The organism is Propionibacterium cyclohexanicum (genome assembly GCF_900111365.1).
Lineage (GTDB): Bacteria > Actinomycetota > Actinomycetes > Propionibacteriales > Propionibacteriaceae > Propionibacterium > Propionibacterium cyclohexanicum.
In genome coordinates this window covers 57599-77165 of record NZ_FOGZ01000008.1, presented here as the reverse complement: position 1 = coordinate 77165, position 19567 = coordinate 57599, and the positions used below count along the sequence as shown (strand labels likewise).

The following is a 19567-nucleotide window of genomic DNA, read 5'->3' as shown; positions in this document are numbered from 1 at the left end:
GGGATGTGTGTGAGGAAAGAATTGGGTGGGAAGCCTCATGACAAGTGCTCCCTCATCCGCTCACGGGCGTCAGGCGGGATGAGTCCGGTAGAAGTGATCTTAGTGAGGTCGAGGACGCTGGACTTCGGGCGCGGTGCGCAGGATCGATTTGCGAAATACACTTCGGTTGATACCGGTGTCACCTGTTCAGCCGATTGGCCATTGAATGCGAACACGTCCTTGGCTATGTCGGCCCAGGTCATGGGTTCGCCCTCGTTGGTGATGTTGTAGATGCCAAACTGTGGGCGGGTGGTGAGCAGATGGATGATGCCCGCAGCGAGATCCTCGGTGAAGGTGAGGCGCCCGATCTGGTCGTCAACGACCTTCGGGCTGATACCTCGGTTGGCGAGCCCGGCCATCGTCGCAACGAAGTTCTTGCCGTCGCCGATGAGCCAACTGGTGCGCACGATGTAGTGGTCATGCACAATAGCCACAGCGAGGTCGCCGGCTGCCTTCGACTGTCCGTAGACGCCGAGCGGGCTCAGCGGCTCGTCCTCGGTATGAGGCGAGACCGTCCCGTCGAAGACGTACTCGCTGGAGATGTGCACCAGCGTAAGTCGGTGTTCCAGAGCGGCCTGTGCAAGATTCGCTGGGCCCGTCGCATTGACTGCCCAGGCTGCGCGCCGGCCCGCGAGAGTCTCGGCACCGTCGACATCGGTCCAGGCCGCGGTATTCACGATCGTGTCGAATTGGGACCAGTCGAATTCCTTGACGGCCGATGCGTCGGTGATGTCGAGCTCGCCATGGCCTACTCCGGTGACGCTGAAGCCTGCCTTGGGCAGCTGGATCATCAGCTCACGCCCCAGCTGGCCGTTCGCCCCGGTGACGAGCACCCGGCGTCCGGCAGCGGGCTCACCGGACCTGGGCTGCTCACCGGATGGGGCGGCAGGCACGAATGGCTTTACGTCAGCGAGCCGCGGATGGCCCTTGTCCTTGTCGGACAAGATCGCCTGGTCCAACGGGATCGGCCAGCGGATGGCAACGGTTTCGTCGGCGAGGTTGAGGAAGGTATAGCTCGCCGCGGGCGACCAGTGGGCGTTGACCAGATAGCTGTAGGCAGTGTTGGGCTCCAGCGTCTGGTAGGCATTGCCCACGCCCTGAGGCACATAGACCGCGACCGAGGGGTCGATCTCGCAGGTATACACCGCGCCGAAGCTTGGGCCCTGCCGGAGGTCGACCCAGGCACCGAAGACTCGTCCGGTGGCAACCGAGATGAACTTGTCCCACGGCTCGGCGTGAATGCCACGGGTGACCCCCGCCTCGTTGTTGAACGAGATGTTGTTCTGCACCGGCCCGAGGTCTGGCAGCCCCAGCTCAACCATCTTCGCCCGCTGCCAGTTTTCCTTGAACCAGCCACGGTTGTCACCGTGCACTGTGAGGTCAATGCGGAGGAATCCGGGAATCGGGGTCTTCGTGACGCTGAGCGGTTTGGAGTATTGGGGGGTCATGGTCACTGTCCTTGGGCTGCGTATTTGGCTTCGACGACTGCCTTCTGCGGGCGCCACCACGATTCGTTGGTGCGATACCACTCGATCGTTGCGGCCAGGCCGGCGTCGAAGTCGGTGTAGTGGGGACGCCAGCCGAGCTCGTCGCGCAGCTTCGTGGCATCGATGGCATAGCGCAGGTCATGGCCGGGCCGGTCGTTCACGTGGTCGTAGGCGTCGGCGGGCTGGCCCATCGCCTGGAGGATCTTCTCGATGACGGTCTTGTTGTCCACTTCGCCGTCGGCGCCGATGAGGTAGGTCTCGCCGATGCGTCCCTTCTCGAGGATGGTGAGGACTGCTGCATTGTGGTCGTCGACGTGGATCCAGTCGCGGATGTTGAGGCCGGCGCCATAGAGCTTGGGCCGGATGCCATCGATGACATTGGTGATCTGTCGTGGGATGAACTTCTCGACGTGCTGACGCGGCCCGTAGTTGTTGGAGCAGTTGCTGATCGTTGCGCGTACTCCGAAGCTGCGGACCCAGGCGCGCACGAGCAGGTCGGAGCCGGCCTTGCTCGACGAGTAGGGGCTGGACGGGTTGTAGGCGCGCTCAGGGGTGAACTTGGCCGGATCGTCCAGCTCGAGGTCGCCATAGACCTCGTCGGTGGAGATGTGGTGGTAGCGCACGTCGTGGCGCCGGACCGCCTCCAGCAGGCTGAAGGTGCCGTAGAGGTTCGTCTGGATGAAGGGTTCGGGGTTGTTGAGTGAGTTGTCATTGTGTGATTCCGCGGCGAAGTGCACTACGGCATCGGCTTTGGCGACCAGGGAGTCGACGAGTTCGCGGTCGCAGATGTCGCCCTTGACGAAGCGGAAGCGTTGCGCCGGCAGGTCGGTGAGGGAGGCCATGTTGCCGGCGTAGGTGAGCTTGTCCAGCACGACGACCGAGTCGTCAGTGCGTTCGAGAACGTGGTGGACGAAGTTGGAACCGATGAACCCGGCGCCGCCGGTCACGAGAAGTGAACTCACGACCGAAGACTAGCAAGACGGCCCCGCTGACGCCCCAAGCCTGCCTCGCTAGAACCATCTAGGTTCGCTCCAGGACAATGGAACTCTGCGGAACTCCATCCAAAGGTCATTCCAAGGGGGTTCTTCACTTTTTGCAGAGCTAGTGAGCTCGGATTGTCCATCAATGAGCAACAAGCTCAGCATCCCCCCGGAGTCGCGTGTCGCGGCGTCCGGATCGGATTGAGAAAAGAGTCAGCCCCAGCCAGATGAGCAGAGAAAGTGCAAGCGCAATCACCTGCAGATTCCAGAGCGGAGGCCGGAATTGGACAGTAATTGTGCCACCAGTGTTACTGGCCGGCACGTGGACCCTCAGTAGATAACCGCGAAGGGGGGTCGCGATCTCGGCACCACGTGCCATATACCCAGGCCATGCGAGACGACTGAAGACGATATCGCCACCTTCAGAAGGAACAGAATTAATTCTCAGCTTCACTGTAGTTGGTGTCTCCGAAACAATTTCGTAATTGAGACCATTGGAACTCCACGTTGGGCTCCCAATGACCGGTGTCGTTTGGTCGCGCGCCCACGTTACGGTGTAAGTTCCTATGTTAGCGATGTGCCAGCCCTGCGGTGTCGAATATGTCGTAGCGATTTGATGAGCATCTGAGTTGGCAGGAACGATGACAACGACGCTGTCAAGACTCATCAAGTCGGCCAACGTCTCGCCAGTGGTGGCATCTTTCGTGAAGAGCTTTGTGAAAGCATCAGGGCATGTGAATCCGTAGAAAGTCTCCATACACAGGTCTCGAGAAGCGCTACTGTTCCCCACCGCGGTGTAGAGGTTTAGCGTGTTGACGCTACTCTTCAGGTACCACAGATTTGCAGCCGAGGACTCAGTCCAATAGCCAGACGGGATATTGGGCGGGAATCCGGTTCCTGCACTATTTGGAGACGGTGTGGTGCCCTTCAAATCTAGTATGGATCCAATGACGAGTACATCGCCGTGGGCACCTGGTAGGGGTTTCTCTAAGGCTTTCGTGCTTGACTCCAAGCTCCATCCGAATGGTGATGAGGTTCCATGTAAATATATGGTTTGGGTGGTAGTCACCGCAATTGTAATGATCACAAAGAATAGCCCGAGAGTTCGCGAGCGAACGTGCGAAAACCGAAGCATACGGTTCGTTATCATTACTGCTAATAGCGTAGCGGAAATAATGGCTCCAGCGGCAACGATGAACCCTTTGAAGTGCTCTGGTGTCCCCCGGTAAGAAATCCAGAAGGGGACCATCGTCAGACAGCAGAAAAGAACAATCTGCCTTCGGTTTATCCGCGCGGGATCAAGCCCGTGGTCAAGTGTGACACAGGCCATGACGATGACCGCGAGAGTGAGCCAAGGGAGGTTTCGTATTGGGTAGCGCAGTGGGCCCACTGATGAGGGGCTTGTAGTCAACAGGAGCATGAGTGTACCGAAAATAGCCATGCCTCGCAGAACGGGTATGGAGTTCTTGACACGACGCCATTGGACCAAGGCAAGTGCTGGGAGGAACCATGCCATGTAGGTGATAGGTACAGCGACATAGTTTCCTGACCAATAACCATTGACCTGTGGCCGAGCGTTTGGAACTGAGCCCACTGCGAGCCCGTTTAAGTTGGCTGTGAGGAAGTCATTATTTGAAATCCCTCCCGAGCGTGTCGTGACACCAACGCTTGCCAAGCCTGGAAGAAAGACTGTAATGGTAATGAGAGCTGCGGCAAGCCCCATGAGAAGCACGCGAATGACGAATCTTCTGGCGGGGCGGTAGGCTATGCACTCCAATAGTATGGAGACGAACCCAATGATTAGTGCAACGGCTCCCTGCACATAGCCCGTGGTGATGAGTAGATAGATCGCGAGAAAGGTCAGGCCTGCCCGGCGTGCAGAGAAAGCCCAGTGGCGTAGCCCCCAGAAGACCCACGGAAAGTAAGAAAAGACTTCCAGATTAGTTACCCATGTACCAGCGTCCATATGGAACGTCCAGCCCGCAAAGGCCACTGACAGACCAGCGAGTAGACCATAAGCAGGTCTGGTATTATATGAGCGAACCAGCGCATAAACTCCGGTTGCCGTTATCAGGAGAAAGAGAATCTTTACGATTGTCGTGAATCCTGCGGCCGACGGCGTTATGGTGGAGAATACCGCGATCACCCATATTAATGGGTTGTAGAGCCCCCACTGCCCATCCACAAGATAGTTTCCAGCCATCCATGCTGCTGGGTTGAGCATTGGCCAGTGGCCTGAAAGAAGTTGTCTTCCTAGCTCGTACCACTGTCCGAATGAGCCACCGGCGCTGTCGTCGATGTAGTAATAGTTGTGATTAAATAAAAGCGGGAGTACGGATAGCCCCACGGTGAGCAGTATGAGAGCGCACAACCATTTAGCATCTCGCTTATCAAGTCTCGCGATGTGGGGTACTTGCGGCTCAACCGACTCTGCAACGTCTGGCACTACTGTTAGCACCCCTCGGCTTCTAGATAAGAATTGGTGCAGGGCTTGCTTTCACCACCGAGTGCTGCATCTGCCCCGGTAAGCTCTGGCAGACCGCTTTGGCGATCAGCTCCAAGACGAGTGAAGACCATCATGGGCTCGTTCTCGTACGCCCAGTTGGCTTGTCGCAAATCTCCATATTGGGGGGTCATGGTCACTGTCCTTGGGCTGCGTATTTGGCTTCGACGACTGCCTTCTGCGGGCGCCACCACGATTCGTTGGTGCGATACCACTCGATCGTTGCGGCCAGGCCGGCGTCGAAGTCGGTGTAGTGGGGACGCCAGCCGAGCTCGTCGCGCAGCTTCGTGGCATCGATGGCATAGCGCAGGTCATGGCCGGGCCGGTCGTTCACGTGGTCGTAGGCGTCGGCGGGCTGGCCCATCGCCTGGAGGATCTTCTCGATGACGGTCTTGTTGTCCACTTCGCCGTCGGCGCCGATGAGGTAGGTCTCGCCGATGCGTCCCTTCTCGAGGATGGTGAGGACTGCTGCATTGTGGTCGTCGACGTGGATCCAGTCGCGGATGTTGAGGCCGGCGCCATAGAGCTTGGGCCGGATGCCATCGATGACATTGGTGATCTGTCGTGGGATGAACTTCTCGACGTGCTGACGCGGCCCGTAGTTGTTGGAGCAGTTGCTGATCGTTGCGCGTACTCCGAAGCTGCGGACCCAGGCGCGCACGAGCAGGTCGGAGCCGGCCTTGCTCGACGAGTAGGGGCTGGACGGGTTGTAGGCGCGCTCAGGGGTGAACTTGGCCGGATCGTCCAGCTCGAGGTCGCCATAGACCTCGTCGGTGGAGATGTGGTGGTAGCGCACGTCGTGGCGCCGGACCGCCTCCAGCAGGCTGAAGGTGCCGTAGAGGTTCGTCTGGATGAAGGGTTCGGGGTTGTTGAGTGAGTTGTCATTGTGTGATTCCGCGGCGAAGTGCACTACGGCATCGGCTTTGGCGACCAGGGAGTCGACGAGTTCGCGGTCGCAGATGTCGCCCTTGACGAAGCGGAAGCGTTGCGCCGGCAGGTCGGTGAGGGAGGCCATGTTGCCGGCGTAGGTGAGCTTGTCCAGCACGACGACCGAGTCGTCAGTGCGTTCGAGAACGTGGTGGACGAAGTTGGAACCGATGAACCCGGCGCCGCCGGTCACGAGAAGTGAACTCACGACCGAAGACTAGCAAGACGAAGTAGGTCCGACTCGAAGCCGGCCGGGTCGCTTGCGGGGTGGAGTGGACGGCGACAGACTCAGGTGCCCGCGAGCAGATTCGTCCAGTTGACTGCTAGCTGGTCGAATGACTGTCCGTACCAGGGGGCACCTGTCGCTGTTCCGGAATTGTAGGTCGATCCGGCCGCGATGAGGGAGGCGTCGGAGTAATCTCCGTTGAGATAGCCAGCCATGAGCTTGAAACCGAAGCACATATTCGTATACGGATCCCACCACGCCAGATTCTGGTTTTGGACGAAGTATCCGGGATAAGTGATCTGGCTCGGTCCCACGCCATTCGATATCGCTCCGCTCAGGATTGCCGGCAGGAACTGCTGGGTGAAATTCTGCTGGGTAACTTCGCCGGCCCCCGACATGGCGCCGCCCGCGTCATGACCATAGACATTGGCGCCCATCGACTCCTTGGCCATGAGGGCAGCCGCGATACCCAGGGGAAGACCCGTGTCATGGGCGGCCTGGACAATAGCTTGGGCATTGCTGAAGCCGCCATCGGACAGGATTTGAGCGGCGATTTGTTGTGATGTGGTGAGTGTCGAAACACCATCATTGGCCGACCAGTAAATTATTCCTCCCTGATATTGCTGGTAAGTGCTTGTTGCTGACGAGGGGGTTTCGTTGGTGGTGGGGAATCCGAGTCGTCCGGTGGGTCCGCCGTTGGCGAGGTATTGGTCGAGCATGGCGCCGTTGAAGACGGCGTGGCCTCCGGTGGGGTAGCTCCAGTAGATGCGTCCGCCTTGGTAGCTCAGGTAGGAGCCGGATCCGATGGGGGTTTCGTTGGTGGTGGGGAATCCGAGTCGTCCGGTGGGTCCGCCGTTGGCGAGGTATTGGTCGAGCATGGCGCCGTTGAAGACGGCGTGGCCTCCGGTGGGGTAGCTCCAGTAGATGCGTCCGCCTTGGTAGCTCAGGTAGGAGCCGGATCCGATGGGGGTTTCGTTGGTGGTGGGGAATCCGAGTCGTCCGGTGGGTCCGCCGTTGGCGAGGTATTGGTCGAGCATGGCGCCGTTGAAGACGGCGTGGCCTCCGGTGGGGTAGCTCCAGTAGATGCGTCCGCCTTGGTAGCTCTGGTAGGAGCCGGATCCGATGGGGGTTTCCGGGCCGGTCGCCTGGCCGAGTCGTCCGGTGGGTCCGCCGAGTGCGTAATAGAACTGCGACAGCCCGGGAGAGACAGTGAACATGGAGACGCGAGGCGTGACGAACATGGATTGGCCTAGCTGCTGCGAACTGACGTGATCGGCGCCTTGGCTAGAGGAACCAAGTGGGGCGGGCTCCACGCTGGCTACTCCCCGCGCCGCGACTGCAGTGTTGATTACAGCGGCGCTTCCTGTGTCGGTGGCTTGAGCACGTCTCGGGAGCTCTTCGGAAGCACCAACGGTGATGCTCGGGGAGGCCATGGCTGGCGCGGGGGACATCACAGAAGCGGTCGAAGTGGCCGTGGAGACCGTAGCTGTGGGCAATGGGGTAGCTGTGGGTGGACTGGCAGGGTCGGCCAAGGCTGGCAACGGGAGAAGGAGCATGGATACAGCGGCAACAGAGACACTCAGCGTTCGCATAGGCACTCGCCCTCGACGAGTCATCTTCTCCCCCAACAGTGTTACAACGCATCGTTCGTAGGCGTCTGAGAACCGCCCATTAGAGCGTGCCCCTTGGGCTGCGATTCATCTGTCTTCATGCCTAGACCCAGAGTTGAGCTTGAGGGCTTGGGTGAACCTGTGCCGCATGGTCGGGCGATGAGCGGTCTTTGTTGACTCTGCCGCGTATGCACGAATGCTATGGCACTGCTCGGCGCCCCGAGTGCCTAGTCCTGTGATCTCGATGACCATGCACCTGGTGATCGTCGTTCCGCTTCATCCCTTTGACTACAGATGCTCCGCCCGGGGGACAATGTAGGGGCATCGGGTAGCCAGCTCGAGCGAGCTGATGGGCAACATGGGGTCGTGTCTCCCCCAGCGTTAGTCGTGTCTTCGAGTCGGTGTGCCAGACTGGGGCTCCAGCGCGCGGCGGGCAGGCGAACCGCGCTGCTGGACCGCGTGACATCCACGTGGTGCTGATTATGGTCTGGTGTCATGTTCGATAGACCGAACTCGGACATGACGTGAGGAGAGCACTTTCATGCAAGCAGATCTGGTGGTCGTGGGCTCTGGCCTGTTCGGACTGACCATCGCCGAGCGTGCCGCCACCGAGCTGGGCCTGAACGTCGTCGTTCTGGACCGACGAGGCCACATCGGCGGCAATGCCTATACCGAGAAGGAGAAGGCCACCGGGATCGAGGTGCATGTCTACGGGGCCCACCTGTTCCACACCTCGAACGAGAGGGTGTGGGCCTACGTCAACCAATTCACGTCCTTCACGAACTATGTGCACCGCGTCTTCACCAGGCACAACGGCGAGGTCTTCCCGATGCCGATCAACCTCGGCACCATCAACCAGTTCCTCCATGCAGCGCTGTCGCCGCAGGAGGCCCGCGACTGGGTGCGCGAGCAGGCTGGTGAGCTGGCCGGAACCGACCCTGAGAACCTCAACGACAAGGGCATCCAGCTCATCGGGCGCCCGCTGTACGAGGCCTTCATCAAGTACTACACAGGCAAGCAGTGGCAGACGGACCCCAAGGATCTGTCAGCGTCGATCATCAGGCGCCTGCCGGTGCGGTACACCTACGACAGCCGCTATTTCAACGACACCCACGAGGGCCTGCCGACCGAGGGCTACACCGCCTGGTTCGAGCGGATGGTGGACAACCCGAAGATCGAGGTGCGTCTCGACACCGACTTCTTCGCGGAGGGCGAGCTCGGGCGGGCACGCGTGCTGGGCCAGGTTCCGGTGGTCTACACGGGCCCGATCGACCGCTACTTCGACTACGCCGAGGGTGAACTCAAGTGGCGCACCCTGGACTTCGAGAAGGAGGTCCTGCCGATCGAGGACTTCCAGGGTTGCGCGGTGATGAACTACCCCGACCTCGACGTCGATTTCACCCGGATCCATGAGTTCCGGCACTTCCACCCGGAGCGCGACTACACGAAGGACGCCACCGTCATCATGCGCGAGTACTCGCGCTTTGCCGGGCGCAGCGACGAGCCGTACTACCCGGTCAATACGGATGAGGACCGGGCCACCCTGCTCAGATACCGTGACCGCGTCAAGGAGGAGAAGACGATCCTCTTCGGCGGGCGGCTGGGCAGTTACAAGTACTACGACATGCACATGGCCATCGGTTCTGCGCTGACCATGTTCGAGAACAAGATCAAACCGCACTTCGTCTCCGGCGAGGCGTTCGTGAGCGGAGGAGTTGACGCGTGAGTGAATCTGAGATGCCCTCGGTGCAGTTGCGAGAGCTGGCGCACATTCGTTTCCCCGAGACTGAGGACAGCGACGCGCGCGCGCTGTACATTGACAAGCCGGAGAACGATGGCTCGGCAAGTAGCGCAATGATGGATCCGGCCACCCTGGACCCCGACAACATCCTCTCCGCAACGTCTCTGCGCGTGCCGGCCGGGGCTCGTGTTTCATTGGGTTCCTATTTCAATGCCTTCCCGGCGGGCTATTGGCAGTGGTGGACCACGGTGCACGTGGTCACTTTGAGGGTCCGCACCTCCGGCTCGGGGCGCGTCACCGTTTTTGGTTCGAATTCGCGGGCCGCCAGGCAGCAGGTGGCGACCAAAGCACTCTCGGGTGCCAGCAGCACGGAGACCTTCGAACTGCCACTGAAGACTTTTGGCGATGGGGGCTGGTACTGGTTTGACCTGGCCGCCTCGCCCGATCACGACCTGGTCCTTGAGGAAGCCTCGTGGCTGGCTCCAGACAACGGTCGTCATGGCACAGTGACTCTTGGGATGACCACGTTCAACCGACCGGCGGAGGCTGTTGGCAACGTCCGTGTGGTCGCGGCTTGTCGTGCCCTCGACGCGTGTGTCCGCGAGATGCTCATAGTTGACCAAGGCACCAAAGCCGTTCGTGATGATGAGCACTTCCGGACAGCTGAAGAAGAAATGCATGGCCGTCTCAGGGTGATCAAGCAGGGGAACCTCGGTGGCTCCGGTGGCTATGCGCGAGGCATGTACGAGACGGTCAAGGGTAGTGCTGACGGTACGAAGTCAGATTACTTCATGACCCTTGATGACGATATCCTGGTTGATGGCGAGAGTATTTTTCGCTCTTGCACTTTCGCCGACTATTGTACTCGCCCAGCCATCATTGGCTCACATATGTTCGATGTCTACCGGCGGGGGACGCTGCTTGCCTTTGCGGAAATCGTTGATGAATATCGCTTCAACTGGGGACCTACTACTGGATTGGGTTCAATCGATTTCACAATTGAGGGACTGCGCGCTCGCAAGAACCTGCACCGGCGCTGGGACGCGGATTACAATGGTTGGTGGCAATGCTTGATACCGCGCCAGGTGATCGAAGAGATTGGATTGTCGCTTCCCATCTTCATCAAATGGGATGATTCGGAGTATTCTCTGCGGGCCCGCGCGGCCGGCTACCCAACAATCTCGCTTCCCGGGTCGGCCACATGGCATGTCTCTTGGATTGACAAGGACGATGCCACCGACTGGCAGGCCTATTTCCATGAGCGCAACAGACTCATTGCTGCGCTGCTCCACTCGCCCTACAAGATCGGTGGGCGGATGGTTCGCGAAAGTGTCAATATCTTCACCAAACACATGCTGTCCATGCAGTACTACGCAGCCACACTCACGGAGATGGCATTGCGCGACGTCATGGCGGGCCCTGATGGTCTTCACTCGGTGCTTGCGTCCAAAGCTGCTGAAACACGCGCCATGCAGAGCGACTTTGTGGACGGCACGCTCATCACCGGTGCTGCAGATCGTCCTGTCGTCAAGGCTGATCGCCCTGTGCCCCGGATCACGAAGACCCACTCACCCAACCCCCTGACACTGGTGCCGTGGGCAGCCTCCGTTGTGGTGCGGCAAGTCTTCAAGACACCGACTGCTCTGTCCCGCTCCCATCCCGAGCGGGTTGTGGCCAGGGACGACGCCGCTTGGTTCTTCTTGCCGAAACTGGACTCGGCGTTGGTGAGCAATGCAACAGGTACGGGCGTGAGTTTCTACCGACGTGATCCTAAACAGGTGCGCGTGCAGCTCAAGGCGGACGTTGAATTGCACATGGAGCTCATGGCGCGCTGGCCGTCCTTGGCCCGTCAGTACCGGGAGGCGCTGCCGAGGATTACGTCAATGGAGGCGTGGGGCGAGACCTTTTCCCATTACTCGGAGGAGAATGAGGTTTGATCCAGTGGCACTCATGAAGCAGAGCGAAACTGGTTCTACGATCCAGTTGCAGACGCCGGGTCGTAGCAGAGGATTACGCGATGTATTCAGCAGCAGCTTCCTTCTCAAGCGAATCGTGGACAAAGAGATCCAGGTCCGTTACCGGGACTCGGTGCTCGGGCTGGTTTGGAGCTACATCAAGCCGGCAGTGCAGTTCGGCGTGTTCTTCCTCGCGATGGGAGTGTTCCTCGGGCTGAACAAGGGCTTGGAGAACTACGCCATTTACATGTTCAGCGGCATCATCGTCATGAACCTCTTCGGTGAGGTCTTCGGCAATGCTTCGCGCGCAATTGTGGGCAATGGCGGCCTGATCAAGAAGATCTACCTGCCGCGCGAGCTGTTCCCGGTGTCCAGCCTGTTGGTGGCATGGGTCCACTTCTTGCCCCAAGTGCTCATCCTTGTGGTTGTCAACCTCATCATCGGATGGCATCCGACCTGGGTCCAGGCTGGGTCGTTCTTCATGGGCTCCTTCATCATATCGGTATTCTCGCTTGCACTGGGTTTGATCTTCGGCACCGCTAACGTCTTTTTCCGGGATGCCGAGAACTTCGTTGATCTCATCAATATGGTGGCCACGTGGCTGAGCCCGGTGCTCTATATGTGGGTGCTCGTCGAAAAGTCCATGGGCGCACTGGTCATGCACATATACATGCTCAACCCTCTGACCGTCGCAGTGGAGTTGTTCCACGACTGCTTCTGGGCGCCGACCGCAAAATACCCCATCAATCCAGAACAGTGGCGCGTGGTTCCTCATCTCTTCACACTGTGGACCCCGATTGCGCTGGTGATCACGGTGGCAACGTTGGTGCTCGGCGATTTCCTCTTTCGACGGTTCGAGTCCCGGTTCGCGCAGGAGCTGTGATGACCCGCAAACAGCGACTCGAACCGCGCGGCGCCGATGTCGTCGTTACCTTGCAGCATGTCACGAAGACCTTCTTGCTGCGGCATACTCGCTCCATCAAGGAGGCCATGGTCTGGTTGATCAGGGGGCGTCGTAGGGATTATTCGAATGAATTCCAGGCTATGGAGGACATCAACCTCGACATCAGAGATGGCGAGTCTGTGGCGCTCATGGGCTTCAACGGCTCTGGTAAGTCCACCACTCTCAAACTGATCAGTGGTGTCATGCGGCCCGATGAGGGTGCCGTGGGGGTCCGCGGGCGGGTCGCCGGGTTGATCGAAGTGGGTGCCGGCTTCCATCCAGATCTCACCGGCCATGACAATGTCTATCTCAATGGCGCCATCCTCGGCATGACCAAGGAACAGATCGACGCTGCCTACGACGACATTCTCGAGTTCGCAGACATCGGCGAGTTCATCAACACCGAGGTGAAGTTCTACTCATCGGGAATGTACTTGCGACTGGCTTTCTCGGTGGCAGTGCACACCAATCCCGATGTCTTCCTGGTGGACGAGATCTTGGCTGTCGGCGACGAGCCCTTCCAGGAGAAATGCAAGAGACTCATCCGCACGATGGTGCGCGAGGGCAAGACCTTGGTGATTGTCAGTCACGACCTCGACATGGTGGAGAAGCTGTGCAAGCGCGGCATCGTGATGCAGCATGGCAAGCTCGTCTTCGACGGCCCCTGTGATCAGGCTGTGCGCTTTCTCCGGAACAAGGCACTCGACGGTAGCGAGGACGATCCCAAACCTGCGCTGACGACGAAACAGCTGAAAGAACGCTTGTTCACCGACGAGGAACGAGCCGAGGTGCCGGTGCGGGTGCGCGTCGGCGGCCCGCCCGACAGCATCTGAGGCGCTGCTCATCGGCTGTCCCTATCCGCGAAGGGACAGTGCGCCCGAGGTGAGCCGGTCGAAGGCGTGGCTCACCTCGGCTGGTTGCCGCCTGCCAGCCGGCCGCGCAGCGCCGTGATCGGCTCTCTCAGGAGCTCCCGGTCACCATAGCCGTGCGCGACCAGCCGGGCCAGTTCCGTCTTTGCCTGGGCGATTTCGCCCGCCACGCGGGGGAACGAGCAGGTCGCGGTGCGGTCGGCTTCGCACATCGTTGCGCCGTGCGCGTCGACGAGGCGCCACCCGGTGCCCAGCTCGATGAGGGAATGGTGTTTCGGTGAGTAATAGTTCCCGGAGATGGACACCGCTGTGCCATCGATCCCGCAGGCAGCTGCCAGCAGGTGGAAATGAAAACGGGTGGACACCCAGTACTGGTCGGCGGCGAATGGTAACCCGTTGTTCCACAAATCCAAGAAGGGGTAGAACTCCACCGTGAGGTGACGCTCCTCCCTCAGTGCGGCCAGCGCCCAGGCGTCATCGGGCGGGATGGCCTCGACAAGCCCCACAGGCTCGTCCGGAGCCCATCCCGCCCGCCGCAGCTCTGCCAACGCGGTCTCCACGACATCGGTGCGTGACGATTCGTCACCGTACTGGTCGCCTTGGATCAGGAGCATGAAGTGGGGTGGAGTCCGATCCTGGGGCTTGCGCCAGAAGCCCTCGACTGCCGGGCCCAGACCGAGAAAGGCGTCATCGAAACCGGGCGTGGCCATAGGGAATGCCGTCTCAACTGGTCCACTCCCGTCGCGAGACTCCACGAAATCGAATGCTCCGAACGCCTCGCCCAGCAGCCCGGCGGTGTCGGCGGACTGAGGTTCCAGCCCGAGCCCCGTCGCCACTGCAGGTATCCGGAGGTTGCCGCTCAGGGCCGCAGCAGCAACTGTGAGAAGACAGTTCTGGGGCCAGATGCTGTTCAGATAGCCCCCGCCGAGCATGTGCACTCGCGACATCTGGTCGAGCCGCTGGATGCCGGCATCGATCAGCGGAGTGCCCAAGTTCACCAGATACGATTCGAGCTCATTGCGCCATTGCGCCACAGGCGCGTGGCGGCTCACCTGATCTGCGAGTCTCCACAGGGTGTCCGTGCATCGCAGGCCCGGGTGGGAATCGCTGAACAGCTGGGTGCACAGCCCCGGATTGGGCGAGTCGAGCCAGACCTGTGCCATCGGTAGCTCGCGGTTCAGGAATTCCAGCCATGACCGCACGATGAACTCGTCGCCATAGTTGGGATGTCCCGAAGTCGCCAGCAGATAGATGTGTGGACTCTGCCGTGACGTCTTCCTGGTATGGCCAAATCCCCACATGCGGAGCAAGCTCCCCCCCTGTCGTCGCGTGTGGTCGGCACCCGAGATCGCTGCGAGAGCTGGCGCAGAGTCCGTGGAGACCAGCCGGCGTGCGTGTCGGACGAGCGTGTCGTCGTCCACCGCTCATAGAAGACCAGTCAAGCGCTCAGTTGTGTTCACAGGCTGTGCTGAACATGTGCCGACCCTGTGAGAATCGGTCAGCGTGTTGACGACGCAGGCCCCAGAGCCACCGATCAGCGCCCAGCCATGCGCAGCATCGCCCGATAGCCCGCCTGGCGCAGCGCGGTGGGCACTATCCGGTAGCCCCCCCGCACCAGCACATTGCGCGCGCCCTGCAGCGGACTGACGAAGCCGGAACCGACAAAGGCGCGCTGCAGAGCCAACTCGCTGCGCACCATGCCCAGTCCGCCACGACGCTGGTACGCGCCTGCACCCACCCGGTACAGCACCACGGATTCCGCAAGGTTCGCGACCCGCGCACCGGCAGCGAGCATCCGCGCGAACAGCCAGTAGTCCTCCATCCGGGCGAGCTCCTGGTAGCCGCCCGCGGTGTCCACTGCGCTTCTGCGATAGACGACGGTTGGGTGGTTGAAAGGGTCGCGGAAGCGCGCCACCCGGCGGATCTCGTCCGCGTCGGTGGGCAGCACGCGGGCGATTCCCAGCTGTGACTCGTCGTCTTCGAACTCCCGGATCGCTCCTCCGAGCAGATCAAGCGGTTCATGGTGGTGCTCCCCTGCCACGAACGGCAGCTGCGCGGCGAACCGAATCGGAACGGAGATGTCGTCGGCGTCGGCTCGGGCCACGATCTCATGGCGGCAGGCCTTGAGTCCCTCGCTGAGCGCGCCCGCCAGGCCGCGATGGTGCGTGAGGCGCACAGCGGTGACCGGCACCCCGCCGACGGCCTCACCGGCCAGCGCGGCGTCGATGAGGCCGTCGAGCTCGGCGCTCACCGCGCCGTCGCGCACGATGACGATCTCGCTGGGACGCCGGGTCTGGTCGGTGCTCACCGAGCGCAGTGCCCGGGCGAAGTGGGCCGGCACATCGCCGCGGTAGACGGGCATGAGGACGCTGAAGTCGGTGCTCATCGTGGGTTCTCCAGCTCTTGGATCTCGTGGGCCACAGGGCAGTCCGCCAACACCTCGTCGTTGCGCCGCGGACGGGCGGTGAGGCCGTCGACGAGCCCTCGCCACAGTCCGGAGCCCAGCGTCGCGCGCTCGCGGGATGCTCGCACGGTACGCGCCCACCGTCGCAGCGTCGAGGCGCCGTAGACCACCCTTTCCCAGCCGTTCAGTGCCTGCGAATGGGTGAACAGCCAGATCTTGTTGCGCACCTCCCGATAGAAGCGCGGGCCGGGATCGGCGGACGAGTCGCCGAACGCTTTCGTGAGATGCCTCGCGCGGGCAGCCGGCACATAGAGCCCGCGACGGTGCCGCAGCAGCCGCGCGGTGTACTCGAAGTCGTCGTTCCACAAGAAGTAGTCCGCCACGGGGAGCCCCTCGGCACGGATCGCCATTGCATCGATGAGCACCGAGACGAACGAGGAGCTGCGGATCGGACGGCAGCCCAGCGAGGCGGCCCGCGAACGCTCGGCGCTGGAGGCGCCAAGCCTGGACCGCGGGGTGTTCATCGGGTGCTCGCGCCCGTCCTTCCAGTCCGCCCGGCTCGCCAGCAAGGCCAGCCGGCCCGGGTACAGAGCCCGCACGTCCAGCAGGGACTCCAGGCAGCCGGGCCCGGGGATCGTGTCATCGTCCATGATCCACACCAGATCGGCGTGCTGGCGCACCACCGCCACCGCGATCCCGGCTGTGAAACCCCCGGCCCCGCCGGTATTGCGGGGCATCGCAATGACCTCGTCCACGACATCCCGAGCGGCCGCCAGGTCTGCCGAACCATCGGTGGAGGCATTGTCCACGACAACGATGGCGTTCGCCGGGCGGCGCTGGGCGGCCAAGGCATCCAGGCATTGGCCAAGCAGCTCGCGCCGGTTCCAGGCCACCACCACTGCCACCACTCGTTCGCCGGGAGCGGCCACGCTGTCGTCGATGAGGGGGGAGCCGGGCATGGCCTCTACCCTACCGAGCCGTACTGTGCGCGACATCTTGCGCGGCCCCGGTCCGGTGCCGGGATCGCTCCCGGCTGCCGGCGATGGAAGCAGGCCTGCGGCTCAGTCCTCCAGGCGCGCCAGCGCGTCCACGAGCTCAGCGCGCCTGGACGGCCCGGTGAATCGGTAGCGCACCGCGCCCTTGGCGTCGACGAGCAGCACGGTGGGGGTGCGCAGCACACCGAAGCGCTCCACGAGATCCATCCGGTGCTCGGCGTCGATCTCGACATGGGCAACCGCGGGGTTTTCCTCGGTGATCTGGGAGAGCAACCTGGCCGTGGCCCGGCAGGGTGCGCAGATGCTCGTGGAGAACTGCACGAAGGTGCCGTGCGGGGCCAACTCGATTCCCAGCTCAGCAGCATCCACGCGTTGCGAGGACTTCCGCGCCGTGCGGGCGCGCCCATCGGTGATTCTTCTCACAGCGCCGATGAGCAGCGCCAGTGCCACGATTCCCAGCGCGATCCACAGGCCTGTCATCGGCTCAGCCCGCGACGCCGGGGCGGGCCGGCCGGTCGAACAGCCGCTTGCCCAGCAGGTACATCTCGCACCCCAGGCAGAAGGCGAAGATCGCATTGAGCAGGGCCGCGAGGAGCGCGAAACCGACCGCGACATAGAACAGCGCCGGCAGCGCGAACAGCGATCCGAGAACCCCCGCCACCGCGAAGACCAGGCCGACCGTCTGGGCGAAACGCGGCGGGCGGGCGTCCTCCAGCTCGGCGGGCTGGCTCAGCCGGGGCCGGATCGCCTTCCGGAAGAACAGCCCGTAGGGCTGGTAGCGCAGGCCCAGCAGCGAACCGGCGGCGAAGGCCAGCAACTGGATCAGCAGGGGCAGGAGCCCCCATCGTGGGCCGGCTGCCAGGGCGACGATGAGCACAACAGAGGTGACGCCGGCAGCGAATCGTGGACCTCGCGGATCCACGACCTCGCCATGGACGGCGGGTGGGTTGGACATGGGAACAACCTCCAAGATTCCAGAAGGAAGGCAGCCGCACGGGGCGGTGGATTCTGTGCCGGTCCGGGGGCCAGCAGGCTCATGCGCCGGAACAGAGGCAGGAGGAGCCGTTGATGCCGATACCCACCGAATCGGGCGGCGACGCGCGATTCGATCAGCGCGGACAACAGATGTGCACCGACGCCATGGCCTCGGGGGAGACTGCGCGATCTGCACTCATGACCCCGAGGCTAGCATCCCCTTCGGCGCCCGGACCGGACGCGCAAGCGATGGATCTGCTGTGGGATGACGCCATGAGTCAGACGGCGGAGCGGCCGGGACTCGGATGCCTGCCGCTGGGCGGGCGGGATGTCTGCCGCTAAATGCGGCGGTGCTTGCCCTTGGGGAGTTCGCCAGTGCGGATGCCTTCGATCGCCGCCAGATGGAGCATCTGGGCCTGGGTGGGCATGTGATACGCCCGCGCCGTTGCGTCGTGCAGATCGATGATTCGCCGGCGCACCCGTTCGCTGAACTCGTGGGCGATCTCGCCAGGCTCTGCACGCATCGGCGCGCCATAGACCACGTGCACATCGGGGCGACCGGGAGTCCAGCGGGCCTGCTTCGGTGGCCAGGCTGCCCACGCCCCCACCATCGCCACCGGCACGACGGGTACATTGTGCGAGATCGCCAGGGCGGCGGAGCCGGGCTTGAAGCGCCCCATCCCTCCGGTGCGAGAACGCGTGCCCTCGGGGAAGATGAGCAGCGAGACACCCGCGTCCAGGAGATCGCCGGACAGACCCCGGTGATTACGGGTGCCCGTGCGGTCCACCGGGAAGGCGTTGACGATGAGCTCGGTGAACGCCGCCTTGTACCACTTGTCGAAGAAGTAGTCGGCCGCGGCGCCGGTGGCGAGCTTGTTCGTGATGCGGCGCGGCATGGTGAGCATCACGAGCGGAGCGTCGAAATGACCCGAATGGTTGGCGTTGACAATCACCGGGGAGTCGATCCCGTCGAGATGCTCCAGCCCATGCTTGTGCACCTTGATGGCCGTGTCGATGGCCGGCTTCATCACGGTGAACTGCACGGCATTGCGCGCCAGGGCGGTGAAGACGGACTTGTACCGCCAGTTGCTGCGGCCGTACTCCATCAGTGGCCCGCCTTCGGCCGGTGCCCCGAACGCACCGAGCGCGCCACGACCCGGGGCAGGGCGTCCGGACCATGCCTCAGCGCCCACGCGGCGATACGCCAGCGAACGGTCGGTACGCAGATCACCGCGCCGCGCCGCACTGCATCGAGCGCCGAGGCGGCCACCTGCGATGGCTTGACCCACAGCCAGCCAGGGATATGGGGACGCTCCAGGCCTGCGGCGGAATGGAAGTTCGTCTTGACCCAGCCGGGCAGAACCACGCTGGCCCGCACCCCGGTGCCGGCCAGCCGTCCAGCCAGAGCCTCGGTGTAGCTGACCATCCAGCGTTTCACCGCCGAATAGTTGTCGGCTCCCAGCAGCGCATTGATCGAGGAGACATTGATGATCTCCCCTCGACCCCGGGCGCTCATCGCCCGCCCCGCCGAGCCCGACAGCACGAGCACCGCGAGGCACATCACATCGAATGCGGCCGCCTGGACCGACCAGTCCTCGTCGAGCAGGTCCCCGTGGCAGGCGAAGCCTGCGTCATTGACCAGCGTGTCGATCTCGCGGTCACCGAGCAGCCGCTCGACGCGGACCAGATCCTCGCGCACTGAAAGATCTGCCACGACGGTCTCGACATCGACACCGAAAAGAGTGTGCAGGGTTTCCGCGGCCGAACGGAGCTTGGGCTCGTCGCGGGCCACCAGGACGAGATCGTCCCCGCGGGCCGCGAGCTGTTGGGCGAACGCATAGCCGATGCCGCTGCTGCCTCCGGTGACCAGTGCAGTAGCCATGGGCCCCAATCTATCGGAGTACGGGACATGC

Annotated in this window: 16 protein-coding genes; 4 read left to right on the top strand and 12 right to left on the bottom strand. The window is 62.2% G+C overall.

What is annotated here, in order from left to right:
• Nucleotides 1-35 precede the first annotated feature (35 nt).
• The 5 genes from rfbD to BMX93_RS05425 all read right to left on the bottom strand — a co-directional run bounded on the left by rfbD (nucleotide 36) and on the right by BMX93_RS05425 (nucleotide 7403).
• Nucleotides 36-1487: a dTDP-4-dehydrorhamnose reductase gene (gene rfbD / locus BMX93_RS05440; protein WP_091968809.1), complete on the bottom strand. Its 1452-nt coding sequence runs from the start codon at nucleotides 1485-1487 to the stop codon at nucleotides 36-38.
• 2 nt (nucleotides 1488-1489) lie between these two features.
• Nucleotides 1490-2488: a dTDP-glucose 4,6-dehydratase gene (gene rfbB / locus BMX93_RS05435; protein WP_091968807.1), complete on the bottom strand. Its 999-nt coding sequence runs from the start codon at nucleotides 2486-2488 to the stop codon at nucleotides 1490-1492.
• A 160-nt stretch (nucleotides 2489-2648) separates the two neighbouring features.
• Entirely contained in the window at nucleotides 2649-4964 is a 2316-nt protein-coding gene (locus tag BMX93_RS12685; protein WP_143052819.1) for a YfhO family protein, read from the bottom strand.
• A gap of 181 nt (nucleotides 4965-5145) precedes the next feature.
• Nucleotides 5146-6144 (bottom strand): dTDP-glucose 4,6-dehydratase, encoded by a 999-nt coding sequence (gene rfbB, locus BMX93_RS05430; protein ID WP_091968807.1) that lies wholly within the window; start codon nucleotides 6142-6144, stop codon nucleotides 5146-5148.
• Between the two features lie 80 nt (nucleotides 6145-6224).
• A complete protein-coding gene (locus BMX93_RS05425) occupies nucleotides 6225-7403 on the bottom strand; it encodes an LGFP repeat-containing protein (protein WP_177170079.1) in 1179 nt (392 codons plus the stop codon).
• Between the two features lie 910 nt (nucleotides 7404-8313).
• On the opposite strand from BMX93_RS05425, the gene glf reads away from it, so the two are divergent.
• Genes glf through BMX93_RS05405 form a run of 4 tightly spaced genes read left to right on the top strand, consistent with a single transcriptional unit; the run spans nucleotide 8314 to nucleotide 13244 of the window.
• A complete protein-coding gene (gene glf / locus BMX93_RS05420; protein ID WP_091968802.1) occupies nucleotides 8314-9498 on the top strand; it encodes a UDP-galactopyranose mutase in 1185 nt (394 codons plus the stop codon).
• On the top strand, nucleotides 9495-11450 hold the full coding sequence (locus BMX93_RS05415; RefSeq protein WP_091968800.1) for a glycosyltransferase: 1956 nt from the start codon (nucleotides 9495-9497) through the stop codon (nucleotides 11448-11450). The genes glf and BMX93_RS05415 overlap by 4 nt, the downstream gene beginning before the upstream one ends.
• 13 nt (nucleotides 11451-11463) lie before the next feature.
• Nucleotides 11464-12351, top strand: coding sequence for an ABC transporter permease (locus tag BMX93_RS05410; RefSeq protein WP_091968884.1), 888 nt, complete (start codon nucleotides 11464-11466; stop codon nucleotides 12349-12351).
• A complete protein-coding gene (locus tag BMX93_RS05405; RefSeq protein WP_091968798.1) occupies nucleotides 12351-13244 on the top strand; it encodes an ABC transporter ATP-binding protein in 894 nt (297 codons plus the stop codon). The genes BMX93_RS05410 and BMX93_RS05405 overlap by 1 nt, the downstream gene beginning before the upstream one ends.
• Before the next feature lie 71 nt (nucleotides 13245-13315).
• Here the strand turns inward: BMX93_RS05405 and BMX93_RS05400 are convergent, their stop codons facing one another.
• The 7 genes from BMX93_RS05400 to BMX93_RS05365 form a co-directional block, all read right to left on the bottom strand.
• Entirely contained in the window at nucleotides 13316-14581 is a 1266-nt protein-coding gene (locus BMX93_RS05400) for a polysaccharide pyruvyl transferase family protein (RefSeq protein ID WP_143052818.1), read from the bottom strand.
• A 233-nt stretch (nucleotides 14582-14814) separates the two neighbouring features.
• The gene (locus BMX93_RS05395) at nucleotides 14815-15666 is read right to left on the bottom strand and encodes a glycosyltransferase (protein ID WP_091968795.1); all 852 of its coding nucleotides are present in this window, start codon (nucleotides 15664-15666) and stop codon (nucleotides 14815-14817) included.
• Nucleotides 15663-16643, bottom strand: coding sequence for a glycosyltransferase (locus tag BMX93_RS05390; RefSeq protein WP_091968793.1), 981 nt, complete (start codon nucleotides 16641-16643; stop codon nucleotides 15663-15665). Before BMX93_RS05390 ends, BMX93_RS05395 begins: the two co-directional genes overlap by 4 nt.
• A 102-nt stretch (nucleotides 16644-16745) precedes the next feature.
• Nucleotides 16746-17159, bottom strand: coding sequence for a thioredoxin family protein (locus tag BMX93_RS05385; protein ID WP_091968782.1), 414 nt, complete (start codon nucleotides 17157-17159; stop codon nucleotides 16746-16748).
• 4 nt (nucleotides 17160-17163) lie between these two features.
• Entirely contained in the window at nucleotides 17164-17634 is a 471-nt protein-coding gene (locus BMX93_RS05380; RefSeq protein ID WP_091968780.1) for a DUF4395 domain-containing protein, read from the bottom strand.
• Between the two features lie 358 nt (nucleotides 17635-17992).
• Nucleotides 17993-18760, bottom strand: a complete 768-nt coding sequence (locus BMX93_RS05370; protein WP_091968776.1) for a lysophospholipid acyltransferase family protein — start codon at nucleotides 18758-18760, stop codon at nucleotides 17993-17995.
• Nucleotides 18760-19536 (bottom strand): SDR family NAD(P)-dependent oxidoreductase, encoded by a 777-nt coding sequence (locus tag BMX93_RS05365; protein ID WP_091968774.1) that lies wholly within the window; start codon nucleotides 19534-19536, stop codon nucleotides 18760-18762. Before BMX93_RS05365 ends, BMX93_RS05370 begins: the two co-directional genes overlap by 1 nt.
• Nucleotides 19537-19567: the final 31 nt, after the last annotated feature.